The 16,264-nt window shown below is 71.4% G+C and carries 11 protein-coding genes; 5 read left to right on the top strand and 6 right to left on the bottom strand.

All coding sequences use genetic code 11. The annotated features are described in order from the left end of the window. The first annotated feature begins 300 nt into the window (after window positions 1-300). The 3 genes from OHA05_RS03945 (at window position 301) to OHA05_RS03935 (ending at window position 3,883) form a co-directional block, all read left to right on the top strand. Window positions 301-1,257 (top strand): hypothetical protein, encoded by a 957-nt coding sequence (locus OHA05_RS03945; RefSeq protein ID WP_313947817.1) that lies wholly within the window; start codon window positions 301-303, stop codon window positions 1,255-1,257. A 64-nt stretch (window positions 1,258-1,321) separates the two neighbouring features. Further along, complete coding sequence (locus OHA05_RS03940; RefSeq protein ID WP_413777797.1) at window positions 1,322-2,866, top strand: amino acid permease; 1,545 nt, start codon at window positions 1,322-1,324, stop codon at window positions 2,864-2,866. A 99-nt stretch (window positions 2,867-2,965) separates the two neighbouring features. Continuing rightward, entirely contained in the window at window positions 2,966-3,883 is a 918-nt protein-coding gene (locus OHA05_RS03935; protein ID WP_328859832.1) for a GNAT family N-acetyltransferase, read from the top strand. A 32-nt stretch (window positions 3,884-3,915) separates the two neighbouring features. On the opposite strand, the gene OHA05_RS03930 is transcribed toward OHA05_RS03935, so the two are convergent. Next, complete coding sequence (locus OHA05_RS03930; RefSeq protein WP_328859831.1) at window positions 3,916-5,193, bottom strand: DUF6777 domain-containing protein; 1,278 nt, start codon at window positions 5,191-5,193, stop codon at window positions 3,916-3,918. A 177-nt stretch (window positions 5,194-5,370) separates the two neighbouring features. Here OHA05_RS03930 and OHA05_RS03925 point away from each other — a divergent pair, with 177 nt between their 5' ends. Then, complete coding sequence (locus tag OHA05_RS03925) at window positions 5,371-6,654, top strand: streptophobe family protein (RefSeq protein ID WP_328859830.1); 1,284 nt, start codon at window positions 5,371-5,373, stop codon at window positions 6,652-6,654. Window positions 6,655-6,696: 42 nt separating this feature from the next. Here the strand turns inward: OHA05_RS03925 and OHA05_RS03920 are convergent, their stop codons facing one another. The 4 genes from OHA05_RS03920 to OHA05_RS03905 are packed head-to-tail and all read right to left on the bottom strand — an operon-like array spanning window position 6,697 to window position 11,981. Further along, window positions 6,697-7,707: a serine/threonine-protein kinase gene (locus tag OHA05_RS03920; RefSeq protein WP_328859829.1), complete on the bottom strand. Its 1,011-nt coding sequence runs from the start codon at window positions 7,705-7,707 to the stop codon at window positions 6,697-6,699. Beyond that, window positions 7,707-8,687, bottom strand: a complete 981-nt coding sequence (locus OHA05_RS03915; protein WP_328859828.1) for a hypothetical protein — start codon at window positions 8,685-8,687, stop codon at window positions 7,707-7,709. The genes OHA05_RS03920 and OHA05_RS03915 overlap by 1 nt, the downstream gene beginning before the upstream one ends. Window positions 8,688-8,699: 12 nt before the next feature. Next, window positions 8,700-11,123: an FHA domain-containing protein gene (locus OHA05_RS03910; protein WP_328859827.1), complete on the bottom strand. Its 2,424-nt coding sequence runs from the start codon at window positions 11,121-11,123 to the stop codon at window positions 8,700-8,702. 9 nt (window positions 11,124-11,132) lie between these two features. Next, window positions 11,133-11,981, bottom strand: a complete 849-nt coding sequence (locus OHA05_RS03905) for a hypothetical protein (protein WP_328859826.1) — start codon at window positions 11,979-11,981, stop codon at window positions 11,133-11,135. 203 nt (window positions 11,982-12,184) lie between these two features. Between OHA05_RS03905 and OHA05_RS03900 the strand changes: the two genes are divergently transcribed. Then, window positions 12,185-13,141, top strand: a complete 957-nt coding sequence (locus tag OHA05_RS03900) for an NAD(P)-dependent oxidoreductase (protein WP_313947824.1) — start codon at window positions 12,185-12,187, stop codon at window positions 13,139-13,141. A gap of 73 nt (window positions 13,142-13,214) precedes the next feature. Here OHA05_RS03900 and OHA05_RS03895 read toward each other — a convergent pair whose 3' ends face one another. Continuing rightward, window positions 13,215-16,259, bottom strand: coding sequence for an alpha-mannosidase (locus tag OHA05_RS03895; protein WP_328859825.1), 3,045 nt, complete (start codon window positions 16,257-16,259; stop codon window positions 13,215-13,217). Window positions 16,260-16,264: the final 5 nt, after the last annotated feature.

Below are 16,264 nucleotides of genomic sequence, written 5' to 3'. Positions count from 1 at the left end.
AGCGCGGAAGGCGTACGGGGAATGCATCCGACATCCCATGAATGATGGAGGGTTCAACAAGTTCGGCCCTCGGGTCACCCGTCGAGTGCGTTTCGCATATGCCAGCCGTCGGGCCTTCGGGGCGCGGTGGGAATGGCGACACGCCAGTTCCTCCGAACGAGTGTTTTCCCCGTCACTTGATGGTGAGTAGGGTGTGGCCCGCTGTCGGTGATCTATCGCGTCGTACACCGGCGCAATTCCGCCTGGCCGGAATGTGTATGAGGGTACGTCTGTGTCGTCTGCGGGGGACGGAGGGGGATCGTGGCCGCTGGTTCGTTCGAGGGGCAGTACGTCTGGCATCCGGCGGCCGACGACCGTCAACTGGCCCGTGCGTGCGTCGACGTGAAAGCCGGCCGCTATCTCAGCGCCCACGAGGTGCTCAAGGACGCTCGCGACGATTTCGATGTACGCGCCCACCGTTCGCTGGTGCTGGCGTCCGAGGCGGCCGACTCGGACCTCGCCGAGCGCTGGCTCGCCGAGGAGCCGGGCCCCGAGTCGGCGCTGCTGTGGGCGCGTGTGGCGATGCTTCGCGCGCTGCGCTCGGCCGACGCGCAGGACCGGCGCACCGGAACCCTGGCGGGCATCGCGAACGGCGCCTGCGAGCGGGCTGCGCAGTTGCTGCCCGAGGACCCCACGCCCTGGGTGGCGCAGCTGGCCCTGGCCCGTATCCGCCGGCCCCTCGACCCGGCCCCGCAGGGCCTGTTGACCGCACCGCCCGGTCCCTGGCAGCTGTTCTCACGGGTACTGCGGCTCGATCCCTGGAACCGCGAGGCCCATCACCGCTTCCTGTCCTTCTTCTTCACCCGGCACGGCGGCACGGCCAGCGCGCGCTGGGACGTCGCCTCGTTCCTCAGCCACCGCGCCCCGGCCGCATCCCCGCTGCGGCTGCTGCCGCTGGTCGCTCTGGTCGAGGAGTACGACCCCGCCGCCCTGCTCGCCGACCGCACCTGGCGTCAACCCCAGTGGCTGGCCACCTCGATGGGGCTCTACCACCACTGGTTCCCCCGCACGTCCGACTACCGCTTCACGCCGGTCCTGGACCTGTCGTATCTGGCGCACGCCCTCTACATGGCGCAGCGTGAATTCGAGGCGCGGGAAGTCCTCACCGCGATGGGGCCCTATGCGTCGCGGATGCCATGGAGCGTTTTCGGAGCGCCGGGCGAGCAATTGACCCGCGCGAGACGCACCTGCGGGCTCCCCGTCCCGAGCGCCGCCTGAATCCTCCCGGCCGATCCCGCCTTTTCGACTCCTTCTTCCAATCCCTCAGGGAAAGGACGCAGTTGTGTCCGAGCGTATGTCCGCACCCCGATTGAAGAACCGTCATCGCCACGACGGCGCCGTCGCTCTGGATGACGACGCGACCCTGCATGCGATGGGTTATCCGCGAAAGCTCACGCGGCGATTCCGCGCATTCGACAATTTCGCCATTTCCTTCACCATCATCAACATCATCTCCGGAATCTTCTCGGCCTTCGGATTCGGCATGGGCGCCGGCGGCCCGCGGATTCTGGTCCTGGGGTGGATAGGCGTGTCCGTCATGGTGCTGTTCGTCGGCGCCGCGATGGGCGAGATCGCGTCCGCGTATCCGACGAGCGGGGCGCTGTACTTCTCGGCCGGCAAGCTCGCCAAACGGAACCGCGGTGCCTGGTCCTGGTACACCGGCTGGCTGAACTTCGTCGGGCAGGTCGGCGGCACGGCCGCCACGGGGTACGCGGCCGCCACCTTCATCCAGGCATTCGTCGTCATGCAGTGGCCGGGCTACGAGATCACCGGCCAGCGGACGGTGCTCATCACCACCCTGATCGTGCTGCTCCAGGCGCTGGCGAACACCTACACCGTGCAACTCGTCGCCGCCCTGAACCGGATCTCCGTGTGGTGGCTGCTGATCGGCATGGTGGTCATCGTGGTGTGTCTCGCCTTCATACCGACGCACCATCAGTCGCCGTCGTTCGTCACTCATTTCGTGAACAACACCGGCTTCAGCAACGGTCTGTACGCCGCAATGCTCGGTCTCCTGGTGACCAGTTGGACGTTCACCGGCTTCGACGGCAGTTTCCACATGTCGGAAGAGACAGTGAAGGCGACCGTCAACACCCCCAGGGGCATCATGCGGGCGATCGGGTGCTCGGCGGTCGCCGGCCTCGTCCTCATGCTCGCCCTGGTGTACGCGATCCGCGATTATGCGGCTACAGCGAGTGCTTCCGCGCCACCGGTGCAGATTCTCATCGACGGACTCGGCGCGAGCACGGCGAAGCTGCTCCTGCTCATCGTGATCGGCGCCATGCTGTTCTGCGGGCTCGCCAACATGACCAGCAATACGCGGCAGATTTTCGCCTTCTCCCGGGACGGCGCGATGCCCGGCTCGCAGCTGTGGCATTCGGTGTCCCTGCGGACCCGCACGCCCGTCAAGGCGGTTTGGCTGGCGGCCGCGTGTTCGCTCGTCCTGATCATTCCGGCGTGGTGGTCGCACACCGCGTTCACCGCGATTGTGAGTGTCAATGTGGTCGGGCTGTATCTCGCCTACGGCGTGCCCATCTTCCTGCGGCTGCGTCTGGGCGACGCGTTCGAGGCCGGCCCCTGGAGCCTCGGGCGCTGGGGCAAGCCGGTCGCGCGGGTGGCCGTGACCTGGATCGTGTTCAGCAGCGTGCTGTTCATGCTCCCGCAGGTCTCCCCGATCACGGGGACGACCTTCAACTACGCCCCGATCGCCCTCGGGGTCGTCCTCCTCATCGCCACGGTCTGGTGGTTCGCCACCGCACGGCGCCGTTTCCAGGGCCCGGTCAGCTACGGCAGCCCGGACGAGGTGGCCGCCATGGACCTGATCTGACCCGGCCCCGATCCGCCGCCGGGCCGCACGGCCCACCCGTTCGCCCGGCCCACCGTCGGCACGATCCGCAGAAGTACGGCACGAAAGGTGCGCAACCCCATGAACACTCGCGACGAATCCACCCAGCCGTCCTCGGCGGGCCCGGGCAGCACACGCGGCGCGGTACCCGGCATCGGTGAACTCGCCATCAGCGGCGCGTCGTTGGAGGACTGGCACCTGGTGGCCCGCTGGGCCGCCGACGAAGGGTGGAACCCGGGCAACGACGACGTCGCCTGCTACCACCCCACCGACCCGGCGGGCTTCTTCGTCGGCCGGATCGGCGACACGATCGTCTCCGCGGTCTCGATCGTCACCTACTCGGACCGCTACGCCTTCCTCGGCTACTACCTCGTGCACCCGCTGCACCGCCGGAAGGGCCTCGGCCTCGCGACCTGGCGGGCCGCCTTCCCGCACGCCGGCGACCGCGTCGTCGGCCTGGACGCGGTACCCGCCCAGCAAGCCACCTACGGACGCGTCGGCTTCACCGCGGTGGGCGAGAACATCCGGTACGGCGGCCGCCCCGCCCGGTCGGGCACGCCCGCACCCGGAGTGGTCTCCGTGGCCCCGGAGCACCTGGACGCGATCGCCGCGTACGACAGGGAGTGCTTCCCCGCCGACCGGCGGGACTTCGTCTCCCGCTGGCTGACCGCGGCCGGCCACCGGGCGTACGCGCGGCTGCGGGACGGCCGCGTCACGGGCTACGGGGTGATCCGTCCCGCGCTCGAAGGCCACCGCATCGGCCCGCTGTTCGCCGACACCACCGAGGACGCCGGCGCACTCTTCGACGCCCTCACCGCACACCTCGGCCCGGACGAGGTGGTCGCCCTCGACGTACCCGAAGCCCGGAAGGATGCCGTCGCGCTCGCCGCGGCACGGGGCCTCGAACCCCGGTCGGTCACCGTCCGGATGTACAACGGGCCGGCGCCGGAGGTGGGGGCGGAGCGCATGTTCGGGGTCACCTCACTCGAACTCGGCTAGCCGTCCGTCGCCGAGGGCCCCCGGCCTCACCGCTAACCGGCCGGGGCCGGCGGCGGTGAGTCCGGTGCCGATGCGGTGTTGCCCGTGTCCGCCGAGTCGGACTGCGGCGGCGGTGGAGGTGGCGGCGGTGGCTCCGGGGACTGGGTGGGCGGGGGTTCCGGGCTCTGCGGTTGCGAGGGCGGGGGCTCAGAAGGTGAGTCCGGCGGGTTCGAGGGCGGTGAACTGGGTGACGGCGGCGGGCATTTCCCGCCCGGCGACGGACACGCGGACCCGGACGAGCCCGAGGGGGAGGTGCCCGGTGTGGGCGCCGAGGGGAGCGGCTTCTTCGGGGGTGCCGTCTTCTTGTCGCTGCCGCCGGTGCCGCCCGCGGGGCGTTCGAACCAGTCGTCGTTCTCGCCGTCGAAGACCACGAACTCCTTGACCGGCTGCGGCGCGGGCGCGACGATCACTTCCTTTTCCGGACGGTAGCCGGGCCAGGCGTCGCCCGTGCGCTTCGGTGTGCCCTTCAGCTCCTTGGGCTCCTGGAGCGGGTTGCCGCAGGCACAGCGCACCGTCGGGACGCCGCGGTCGTCGATGAGGACGGCCGTGCCGGTCTGGAGCACCGCCTGGTAGCTGGTCGGCTTGCCGTCCCGGTAGCCGTGGTTGGTGACGCGGGTGTCCAGTCGCAGCTGGACGGGCGTCAACGAGCGCAGATACGCGGGTACGGCGCCGGGCTCGACATCCACGACCGAGGCGAAGGCCGTGTTCTTGGCCGGATTGTCGGTGAGGTAGGTGACCTGCTGCTCGACATTGCAGCTGGCGACCTTGCGGGTTCCCCCGTACAGACCGGGTGTTGAGCCCACCACGCTCTGCGTCTGATTCGCGGCCTTCGCGGTCGCGGTCGGCTGCGCCGACTCGTCGGTGGGCGCGTCCTCGCGTGCGGTGGAGGGGGTGTAGGGATCGGGGCCGGCCGTACCCGCGGCCTGGAGGAACACCTCGCTGCCGGAGCCGGAGCCTCCGTCGGGGCGGGTGAAGACGACGATCAGCGCCACGGCGGCCACCAGCGCGACGGCGATCGTGGCCACCTTGGGTACGGAGCGCCACCACGGGCGCTGCCCTCCGTCGCCGGGCCCTCCCGTGGGAGTGCCGGAGCCGCCCGTTCCGCCGGAGCCGCCCGTACCGCCGGGTCCGCCCGGTCCGCTCGGGCCACCGCCGCTCGACGGGCCGGGCGGCGGGCCGGGTGGTGGCGTCGGTCCTCCCCGCGACGGTCCGGACAAGGGGCCTGACGGTGGACCTGTGGGGCGTTCGGACGGTGGCTGTTCGGCGCTCACGGGCTCTTCTTCCCACGATGAGGACGTCAAGCGGAGTGGAAATGCACCGCATATTCCGTTGAAGACGTTTCATGGCACTGCACGACCATTGTGTGCTCCGTATCCGCACGGCCCGCAAGCTGACGCGGTCGGCCCTCCCGGCGGGCGGAGCGACGCTCGGCTGCTTAGCGTGGCAGCGTGAGCCACGAGGAGATCCGCGACCGCGACCGGCCCGCCCGTGCCTCGCACGGCTGGCTCCAAGCACTGGTGGCAGTGCTCGCCGGCGTGGTGGCCCTCCTCGTCACGGCAGCCCTCGGTCTGTGGGCCGCCGGGGCCGCCGAACTGCCCGGAGGCGCCTTTCCCTCCGTCGTCGCGGCGGTCGTCGTGATGGCGGTCGGCGGCTCCGTCGAGCTCTCCGGGGACGCCGGGCTCATCGCCGAGACGAGCGCGGGACTCACCGTGCTGCCCCTCTCGGTGACACTGGCCGGCGCCGTGGTCATCGCCGAGGGCTTTCTGCGCCCTCTGCGGCACCGCGCCGTCGCGAGCGCCCGCGAGCTGGCCGGCTGGGCCGGCCGGCTCGCCGTGCTGTGGGCGATCGCCCTCATCGCCCTGGCTGCCGTCGCCCGGCACTCCTTCGCCGTCCCACTGGGCGAAGGGACCGTCTCCGACATCGGTGACCTGCTCGACTCCGCCCCACAGGTCGGCTTCCGCGCTAACATCCCCGTCACCGTCGTCCTGGGACTGGTGTGGCTCGCGGGCCTCCTCCTGCTGGCCGTACTCGTCTCGCGCAAGACCCCGCTGCCCGGCCGTCTGCTGCGTTTCCAGGAGTCGGTGCGCCCGGCGGCATTCGCCATGGTCGTCCTGCTGCTCGCCTACGTCGTCCTGGGCATCGTCGTGGGACTCGTCGTCGCGGCGACCCGCGGGCACACCGCCGAGACGCTCGCGGTGATCCTGCTCGGGCTGCCCAACCTCGCCTGGATCGCCTTCACCGTCGGACTCGGCGCCACCTGGGACGGCAAGGTCGAGGGCCCCTTCGGGCTGCCCGTGCCGCAGATTCTCGACGAAGTCCTTCGCACACCGGGCGGGTCCACGGTCAACCTGAGTTCGCTCACCGAGCGGGACAGCCGCGCCTGGTGGCTGCTCGTCGTGGCCGCGGTACTCCTGCTGGGCGCGGCCTTCCTGATGGCCGTGCGCTCACCCGCCCGCGTCCGGCCGTGGCAGCACGCCGTGCACATGGCCGTCGCACTCGTCCTCACGGTGCTGACCGTCTGCCTCGTCGCCCGGCTGACCGCGCACTACGGACTGTCGCTGCTGGGCATCGGGGACATCGACGGAGGTCTCGGCGGTGATGTGTTCCTGCGGCCGCGGCTGTGGTCCGCCCTGGGGCTCGCCGCCCTGTGGGGACTGGTCACCGGCTTCCTCGGCAGCCTGCCGGCACTGCGTGTCCACCGGCGCGGCGAGGTCGGGACCACCGACGTCTGAGAACGGGACAACAGGCCGTGCCCAGCCCTCACGGATCCGTCCTCAGGCCGGCAGCCCGGGGAACACCGGCATGGCCCAGCTCGGCGGCGGTGGTGGCGGGCCCGGGTCCACGGCCCCCGCTACCGCGGCCAGATCCCCATGGGCCGGCGGGTGCCCTGCCTCGGTCCCGCTCCTCGCCGCCGCTCGCAGCGACGCCACGAACTGCAGACAGGAGCCGTAACGGTCGTCCGGGCTCTTGGCCAGCGCCTTCGCCAGGACGCCGTCCACCGCGGCCGGCAGGTCGGCGCGCTTCGACGTCAGCGGCGGCGGCGGATCGAACTGATGGGCCCACAGCAGCGCCATGTCGTCGTCCCGCTGGAAGGGGGGCGTCCCGGCGAGGGTCTCGTAGACGACGCAGGCGAAGCTGTAGACGTCGCACCGGCCGTCGACGGGACGGCCGGAGATCTGCTCGGGCGCCACGTAGTCGAGCGTGCCCACGAACTGCCCGACCGAGGTGAACCCCGTCAGCGACAGCGACTTCTTCGTCAGCCCGAAGTCGGTGAGATAGACGTGCTCGGGGTGCTCGCTGTCCGTGCCCTCGGCGACCAGGATGTTGCCGGGCTTCACGTCCCGGTGCACCAGGTCGTGGGTGTGTGCGGCGTCCAGGGCCGAGGCGACCTGCGCGGCGATCCGGCCCGCCGTGGCGATCGGCAGCGGCCCCTTGCGGTCGAGCAGGGCCCGCAGATCCTGCCCCGCCACATAGCGCATCGCGATGTAGAGAATGCCTTCCGTCTCGCCCGCCTCGAAGACCGGGACGATGTGCGGATGATCGATGGCCGCGGCCACCCGGGACTCATGGGTGAACCTCTGACGGAAGGTGTCGTTGCGGGCGAGCTCGGGCGCGAGCAGTTTCAGCGCGACCGTACGGTCCAGCCGCAGATCCTTGGCGCGGTACACCACCGCCATCCCGCCGCGCCCGATCTCGTTCTCCACGCGGTAGCCCGCGATCTGCTGTCCGACCAGGTCGGAGGGCCTTCCGGTCGGCAGACCGGTGTCGTGCGGACTTCTCGCCATCATGTGTCACCCGGCCGGGCGGGCGGATCCGGATCGGCGTCGGCAGGGGGTACGCGGCGGGTCTCCTGCGCGTTCTCCGGGACCTGGTCCTGGGGGGCCTGCGGCTGTGCCTGCGCGGGATCGACGGACCGGGTGGCTTCCGGGGGCGGGGGCGCCGGGGTCACGACACGTGTGGGCTCCGGAGGAGCCGGGGCCCGAGCGGGGGCCGGTTCGGCAGGCCCGGCCGCTTCCGGTCGAGCCTGAGCGGGGGCGGGTCCGGCCGGTTCCGCGGCTTCCGGGCGGCCCTGTGCCGGAGCCGGTCCCGGGCCTTCCGGTTGAGCCTGAGCGGGGGCGGGTCCGGCAGGCCCCGCCGCTTCCGGCCGAGCCTGTGCCGGAGCCGGTCCCGCGCCTTCCGGGCGTGCCTGCACCGGTGCCGGCCCCGCCGCCTCCGCCTGGTCCACCACCCGGGTGGGCTCCGGCGGTGCGGCCGCCCGAGCTGCCGGGCCGGCCGACTCCTCCGGCCCGGCAGCGGTCGCGAACGTGCTCAGCCGCGCACCGTCGCAGTACACCCAGCGCTCGTGCTCGGAGTCGTACAACCACACCGACTCCCCGTCCACCACCATGCCGACCCGCAGTCCCCGCGTCCGGCGGCGGAACGTCTCCCGGTCGGTCCGGCCCGTCGCCAGCTCCTCGGCCGCGCGCCGGTACGTCCCGAGTGACTCCCCGGCCCGGGTCAGCAGCGGCCGCGGATCGGCCGTGCGGGTGAGGGGCTGACCGGTGGCCGGGGGCTCCTGCGGCACGGAGACCAGCAGCCGGCCGTCCACCCAGGCCGACCAGCCGTTGGCGCACTCGATACGGCCCCAGTCGCCCCGCCGGTCGACCAGTCGCACCGGCAGCAGCGCGTCCAGCGGCGCCGTCGGCCGGGACACGTCCGGCTCCTCCCAGGCGGGCAGACCGTCGCGGGGGACGACATGTGTCGGACGGAAGTCCTCGATGGTCATGGTGGCTTCGCCCTACTTCCGCATGACGGCGGGCTCGTGGCGGCGCAGCAGCCGCAGGACGGCGTAGCCGAAGATCACCGAGAGCACCAGCAGCATTCCCATGTTCAGCAGCCACACGCCCGCGGAGTGCTCGAACAGTGGGTCCGCCGTGAGATCGCCGGGCACGATCCGGGACAGGCCGACGGTGCCCGCCATCGCTCCCAGCGCCCAGCGCGAGGGGATGAACCAGGCCAGCTGCTCGATGACCGGCAGCCCGCTCAGCCTGAGCAGGGCTCCGCAGAACACGACCTGCACGATGGCGAGGAGCACCAGCAGAGGCATGGTCACCTCTTCCTTGCGGACCACGGCGGAGACGAGCAGGCCGAGCATCATGGCCGTGAAGGACAGCACCGCGACCGCAAGGGTGATCTCCACGAGGGGTGGCAGCAGCACCCCTTTGCCACCGGGCGCGTTGGGGGCGACGCCGACCAGGCCGACCAGGGTCAGGACCACGGCCTGGAGCACCGTGACCGTGCCCAGCACGACGACCTTGGACATCAGATAGGCGGATCTGGACAGTCCGACGGCTCGTTCCCGCCGGTAGATCACCCGTTCCTTGACCAGCTCGCGCACCGCGTTGGCGGCACCGATCAGGACACCGCCCACACACAGGATGAGCAGTGCGTTCATCGCCGTCTCCTGGGTGAGACGGCTCCCGGCGAGCGCACGGGCCATCGCGCCCATCACGAACGGCAGCGCGATCATGATCACCAGGAAGGTGCGGTCGGCGGAGAGCGCCGCCGCGTACCGGCGCACCAGGGTGTTCAGCTGCGATCCCCAGCTCTGGGCCTTGGGCGGCGCCACGAAGGCGGCCGCCGACTCCTGCGGCTGGTGGGGCTGCGGGGAGGCGTTCGCGATGTACCGCCGCTGAAGCGGCGAGTCCCGGTACGCACCGGCCCAGTCGCGGTCCCGGTCGTTCTCGAACGCCTCGAAGGCCTCCGGCCACTGCTCGAAGCCGAAGAACGGCAGTGCCTCATCGGGCGGCCCGTAGTAGGCGATCCTGCCGCCGGGCGCGAGGACGAGCAGCCGGTCGCACACATCCAGGCTGAGCACGCTGTGCGTGACCACGACGACCGTGCGTCCGTCGTCGGCCAGGCCGCGCAGCATGTGCATCACCGAACGGTCCATACCGGGGTCCAGTCCGGACGTCGGTTCGTCGAGGAAGAGCAGCGAGGGTTTGGTCATCAGCTCCAGCGCCACGCTCACCCGCTTGCGCTGGCCGCCGGACAGACTGTGGATCGGCTGGTCCGCACGCTCCTCCAGGCCCAGCTCGCGCACCACTTCCTCCACCCGCGCCAGGCGCTCGGCCTTGCCGGTGTCCTGGGGGAAGCGCAGTTCGGCGGCGTAGCCGAGGGCCCGGCGCACGGTCAGCTGGGTGTGCAGGATGTCGTCCTGCGGCACGAGGCCGATGCGCTGGCGCAGCTCGGCGAAGTCCCGGTACAGATCGCGCCCGTCGTACAGGACGGTCCCCTCGTCGGCGGGTCGCAGGCCGGTGAGAGCGTTGAGCAGGGTGGACTTGCCGGCCCCACTCGGGCCGACCACGCCGAGCAGGCACTTCTCGCCGACCGGGAACGAGACATGGTCGAGGAGAGTCTTGCGTCCGTGGTCCACGGTGACCGCGAGGTCCTGCACATCGAGGGAGACCTCGCCGGTGTCGACGTACTCCTGGAGCTGGTCACCCACCAGGCAGAACGCGGAGTGGCCGATACCGACGATGTCTCCGGAGCCGATCCGGGCGCTCTCGACCGGCTGGCCGTTGAGGAAGGTGCCGTTGTGGGAGCCGATGTCGACGATCTCGTAGGTGCCGTCGGAGTGCGCCCGCAGCTCGGCGTGGTGGCGTGAGACCACCAGATCATCGATGACCAGGTCGTTGTCGTCGCCCCGGCCGATACGGACGGTGCGGGCCGGGAGCGGACGCACACTGGTCGGCTGCCGGAAGGTGCCGGTCGCCCGGGGCATCGAGACCGCCGAGGGCCTGTCCCGCCCGCCGGACACGGGCTCGGGCGCCGGCTCGGACACGGGCGCGGGCGCCGGCTCGGACACGGACACGGGCGCAGGCGCCGGCTCCGGAGGGGCCTGCCCGGTCAGCACGGCACGTGCACCGTCGACGGCATGGCCGAACCGCAGGACGCTGCCGGGTCCGACGTCGCCCTGCTCGTCGATGCGCCGGCCGTCGGCGTAGGTCCCGTTGGTGCTGCCCTCGTCCGCGACGGTCCAGTGGCCGTCGTCGGCGTGCAGCACCGCGTGGTGCCAGGACACCCGGTCGTCGTCCAGCACGATGTCGCTCGAGGGGTCGCGCCCGATGTGGTAGTCCCGGCTCGGACTCATCACCGTGGAGCCCGCGTCTGTTTCGAGGACAAGTTCGGGCGCAGTCGGTGCTACAGGCCGCTCTCCCATGCTCGAATTCTAACTTTTCGTACCGATATGCGCCCAGGCAGTGGCCGGGCGGGACTGGTGCAGATGCGTGTGGCAGCGGCCGCGCGTCTCCAGCCCGGAGGGATCGTGACCGCCGCGCAGGGCCCGCTCGATTGCCCGGCGCTGTTCCGCCGGCCCGGTGAACAGGCGCCGCGGGTAGGTCCGCCCGGGATCCGCCCGGGTGACCAGGCCGTGCCGGGCCAGCCGGTCGGCCACCGGCCGGTACGCGACGGTGCGCGGCACGAACGCGCTCACCCACACCGGGATGTCCGCACAGCGCAGCAGTGTCTCGAAGCTGCGCCAGGTGACATGACCGATGCCTGCGGTGACGGTGATCAGCCCGGTGGCGGCCATCGCTCGCCGCAGATGTCTGCTGGGCGGACAGCACTCCAGATTCTCGGTGTACGTCTCGTCCAGCAGACCCACGGCCTGGGCGTACCGGACCGCGTTGCCCGCGATGTCGACCCCCACCACCGGAACCGCGTCCGATCTGCGCCGCAGGGCGAAGAACTCCCGGTCGTGCCGGACGAGTTCGGCGGGGGTCAGTGTCTGTGCGTCCGGGCGGGTCCAGTGCTCGTACAACTCGGCAAGCGTCACATGGTGGTTGAGCAGTGCCGCGTTGATGCCGTACGAGCAGCACAGGTCGAGAACGGTGAACGGCCCTCCGCCGTGGACCGACGCGCGCTCGGTGATCGTGGCGCGGACGGCCCGCTGGGCGTGATGCGGTGTCTCGTACGACACCTGGACCAGCCGGTGGACGTACGCGCGCGGATCGGGCCGGTCGTGGAGGTCGTCGAACCGGCTCCGGTCCAGGTCGATACTGCTCCGTCCTCGGATCATGGCAGGCCTCCACAGCTCTCACGGACTGTCGGGTGCAGCGCGGAGGAACCTCTATCGGAGACGGGCCGCGGACCGGTAGACCGCACCGGCAGAACCGGCCACGCTGAGCGCACTGCTGACGCGTCGTCACCGCCGCACCGGTGGTTCCTTGGTTACCCTCGCACCGTCGAATCCCCCGACGACGGAAGGCGATGTGCGTGACCATGCCCTCAGCTCAAGGCGACCCGCACGCAGCTCAAGGCGACCCGCACGGCGACGGCGCACCCACGACGGTCGCGGTGCTCGGCACCGGGATCATGGGTGCCGCCATGGCGCGGAACCTGCTCCGCGGCGGGCTGGCCGTCCGTGCCTGGAACCGCACCCGGGCGAAGGCGGAGGCCCTCGTCGCCGACGGGGCGTACTGCGCCGACTCGCCGGCCGACGCCGTCCGGGGCGCGGATGTGGTGCTCACCGTGCTCAACGACGGCCCGCGGGTGCTCGCGGCCATGCGGGAGGCGGCCGACGGCTTCACCCCGGGCGCGGTGTGGGCCCAGTCGGCCACCGTCGGGGATGCCGCCACGGCGGAGCTGGCCGACTTCGCACGCGAGCACGGACTGACCTTCGTCGACGCCCCCGTACTCGGCACCAAGCAGCCTGCGGAAGCGGGCGAACTCATCGTGCTGGCGGCCGGTCCGGACCGTGCTCGGGCGGCGCTCGCTCCCGTCTTCGACGCCGTCGGGCGGCGCACCACCTGGGTCGGCGACGACGGCTCCGACGGCGGTGCCAGCAAGCTCAAGCTGGTCCTGAACAGCTGGGTCGCCGCTCTCAACCACGCCGCCGCCGAGGCGATCGCCCTGGCCGACGGCCTCGGTGTCGATCCCCGGGCCTTCCTCGACAGCGTGTCCGGCGGGCCGCTGGACAACGGCTATCTGCGTCTGAAGACCGAGGCGATCCTGGCCGGCGACTTCACCCCCAGCTTCAGTGTCGACAACGCCCTGAAGGACGCGCGCCTCATCGTCGAGGCGGGGGAGCGGCGCGGAGTCGCGATGGATGTCGCCCGCGCCGGGGCGGAGCGCTTCGAGCGGCTGGTCGACCGGGGGCTGGGGGAGAAGGACATGGCCGCCAGCTACCTCGCTTCCTTCGACGACCCGGAGAAGGCCCCGGAGCCGCGCGCCGAGTGAGGCCCGCGGCAGCCGGGCCCGTCCTCGTCCGCACCTTCCCGGGTGGGGAAGGTGCGGACGAGTCCGGTTCCCCTCAGGCGCGGGCGAGCCGCAGCGTCAGGATCTGGAACGGGCGCAGGGTCAGCGTCACCGTGTCCCCGTCGCAGGACACCGCCTCGTCGGCCAACGGCCGCTCCAGCAGGTCGTTCACCTGCGCCCCGGCGAGGGCGAATCCGGTGCGCAGCGTCGCGTGGGCCCGCCCGCCGAGACTCTCGTAGAGCCGCACCACGACATCGCCCGAGCGGTCGTCGGCGAGTTTGACCGCCTCCACCGTGACGGCCGGGTTGTCACTGGTCACCAGCGGAGCGACCGGCCCGGCCTCGGCCACCCGCAGCGGCAGATTGAGCGCGTATCCCTCCGCGATCGCGTCCTGCACCGTCGCCCCGGGCAGCAGGGCGTAGGTGAAGCGGTGGCGTCCCTGATCGGCCTCGGGGTCCGGGACGCGCGGCGCGCGGACCAGGCTGAGGCGGACCGTGGTCGTCGTGCCGCCGTCCTCGCGGGTGGTCCGTGAGACGTCGTGCCCGTACGTCGAGTCGTTGATGACGGCGACGCCGTAGCCGGGCTCCGCGACATGCACCCAGCGGTGCCCGTAGACCTCGAAACGGGCCGCCTCCCAGCTGGTGTTGGTGTGCGTGGGCCGGTGCACGTGCCCGAACTGGATCTCCGCCGTGGACCGGTCGGCCCGGACGTCGACGGGGAAGGCCGCCTTGAGGATCTTCTCGGCCTCGTGCCAGTCGATGTCGGTCTCCACGTCGATCCGCCGGCTACCCGCCCGGACCGTCACCGTCTGGGTGATCCGGGAACCCTTGCCGAAGGCCCGCTCGATCCGCACCGCGCCGAGCAGCGGCCCCGACTCCACGACCGTGACCGACTCGGCGTCGAGCAGATCGGTGAAGCGGTTCCTGTAGTGCTTGTCGATGTCCCAGGCGTCCCAGTAGTTGGGCAGGTCGCTGTGCAGCCGCAGCAGATTGCCGGGCCCGGCCAGCACCTCGCGGCCCGCCACCAGGTCACGTACGGAGGCGAGTGTGCCGTCGGGCGCGAACTCGACGCGCACCAGGCCGTTGTCGAGCACCCGGTCCGTCGTCGTGACCTGCCGGGGAGCCGTGCCCGTCCCGAGCGCGGCACTGCCGCTGCCGGGCACCTCGGTGTACGTCAGGCCGCCGTCCGGGGTCCGCACCACTTCGGCGCGGTCCAGCGGGCTCGTGTTGAACACCTGCGGCGCGCCCTCGCCCAGCGCGGCCAGCGCCTGGGACGTCAGCGCCTCCAGCTCCCCGGCGACCCGCGCGTACTCCGCTTCCGCCTCGCGGTGCACCCAGGCGATCGACGAGCCGGGCAGGATGTCGTGGAACTGGTGCAGCAGGACCGTCTTCCACAGCCGGTCCAGCCACTCGTGGGGATAGTCGTAGCCGGGGACCCGCAGGGCGGCGGCCGTCGCCCACAGCTCCGCCTCGCGCAGCCGGTGTTCACTGCGCCGGTTGCCCTGCTTGGTGCGGGCCTGCGAGGTGTACGTGGCGCGGTGCAGCTCCAGATAGAGCTCGCCCGACCACACCGGCGCGTCGGGGTACTCGGCCCGGGCCGCCTCGAAGAAGGCGTCCGGGTGCTCGACGCGCACCTTGGCCGAACCCTCGAGGTCGGCGAGCCGCCGGGCGCGCTCCATCATCTCCCGGGTGGGGCCGCCACCGCCGTCGCCGTGCCCGAACGGCGCGAGCGAGCGTGTACCGCCGCCCTTGTCCTGGTAGTTGCGGACAGCGTGGGCCATCTCCTTGCCGGAGAACTCGGCGTTGTAGGTGTCCACCGGCGGGAAGTGCGTGAAGATCCGCGAACCGTCGATGCCCTCCCACCAGAAGGTGTGGTGGGGCAGCTTGTTGGTCTGGTTCCACGACAGCTTCTGGGTGAGGAACCACTCGTTGCCGGCGAGCTTCGCGAGCTGGGGATAGGCCGCGTTGTAGCCGAACGAGTCCGGCAGCCACACGCCCTTGGTCTCGATGCCGAAGTGCTCCATGAAGAACCGCTTGCCGTGCACGAGTTGGCGTGCGATGGCCTCACCGCCGGGCAGATTGCCGTCCGACTCCACCCACATGCCGCCGACCGGAGCCCACTGCCCGTCGGCGACGGCCTTCTTGATGCGCTCCCACACTCGCGGGTAGTTCTCGCGCACCCAGGCGTACTGCTGTGCCTGGGAGCAGGCGAAGACGAACTCCTCGTACTCCTCCGCCAGCGCCGTCACATTGGAGAACGTGCGCGACGCCTTGCGCTTGGTCTCGCGGATCGGCCACAGCCAGGCGCTGTCGATATGGGCGTGACCGACCGCCGACATCGTGTGCGCGCTCGCGTGTGCCGGTCGCGCGAGGACCGGCCGCAACAGCTCCCGTACGTCCGCCGACGAGCCCGGGATGTCGTCCAGGTCCAGTGCGTCGAGCGCGCGGTCGAGGGCGTGCATGATCTCGTGGCGACGTGGTTCGTGGTCGCCGAGCTCCAGCATCAGCTCGCGCAGCACCTGGAGATCGAGGGAGAGGTGCCAGACGTTCTCGTCGAGTACGGCGAGGTCCGCGCGGGCGAAGGTGTAGAGCGGCGCACGGCCCGCGGTGGCCGGATCGCCGAGCGGGGTCGGGCCGCGGAAGTCGTTCGCCAGGATGTCAGGGTTGGAGGCGGCCTCGATGAGGTAGTCGACCCGTTCGCCGCCGGCGGCCGGGTGCGCGACCGGGACGTACTGGTTCTGCGGGTTGACCGCCTTCAGCGGGGTGCCGTCCACCGTGTGCACCAGCGCTTCCGCCTGGTTGCCCGGCCAGTCGCCGACGAAGCCCAGGTCGAAGACGGACTCGACCCGGCGGCCGGCCCACCGGGCCGGGACCTCGCCGCGCACCCGGAACCACGTGGTGCCCCAGGGCGGACCCCACGGTGTGCCCGTCACGAACGGTTCGTACGACTGGGCCGCGGCCTCCTCGAACGGCACCGGCTCGCCCGGCGCCTCCCAGGCCTCGATCACGAAGGGCACCGCGTCGGTATGGACGGCGGGCCGGATGCGCTGCTCCAGGATCCGCTCGACACGTTCCTCGATACGGCGGCGTTCGTCGTGCATGTACG

The organism is Streptomyces sp. NBC_00306, from assembly GCF_036169555.1.
Taxonomy (GTDB): Bacteria; Actinomycetota; Actinomycetes; order Streptomycetales; family Streptomycetaceae; genus Streptomyces; species Streptomyces achmelvichensis.
Note: the sequence above shows the minus strand (reverse complement) of the source record. Positions and strands in the feature narration are given on the sequence as shown.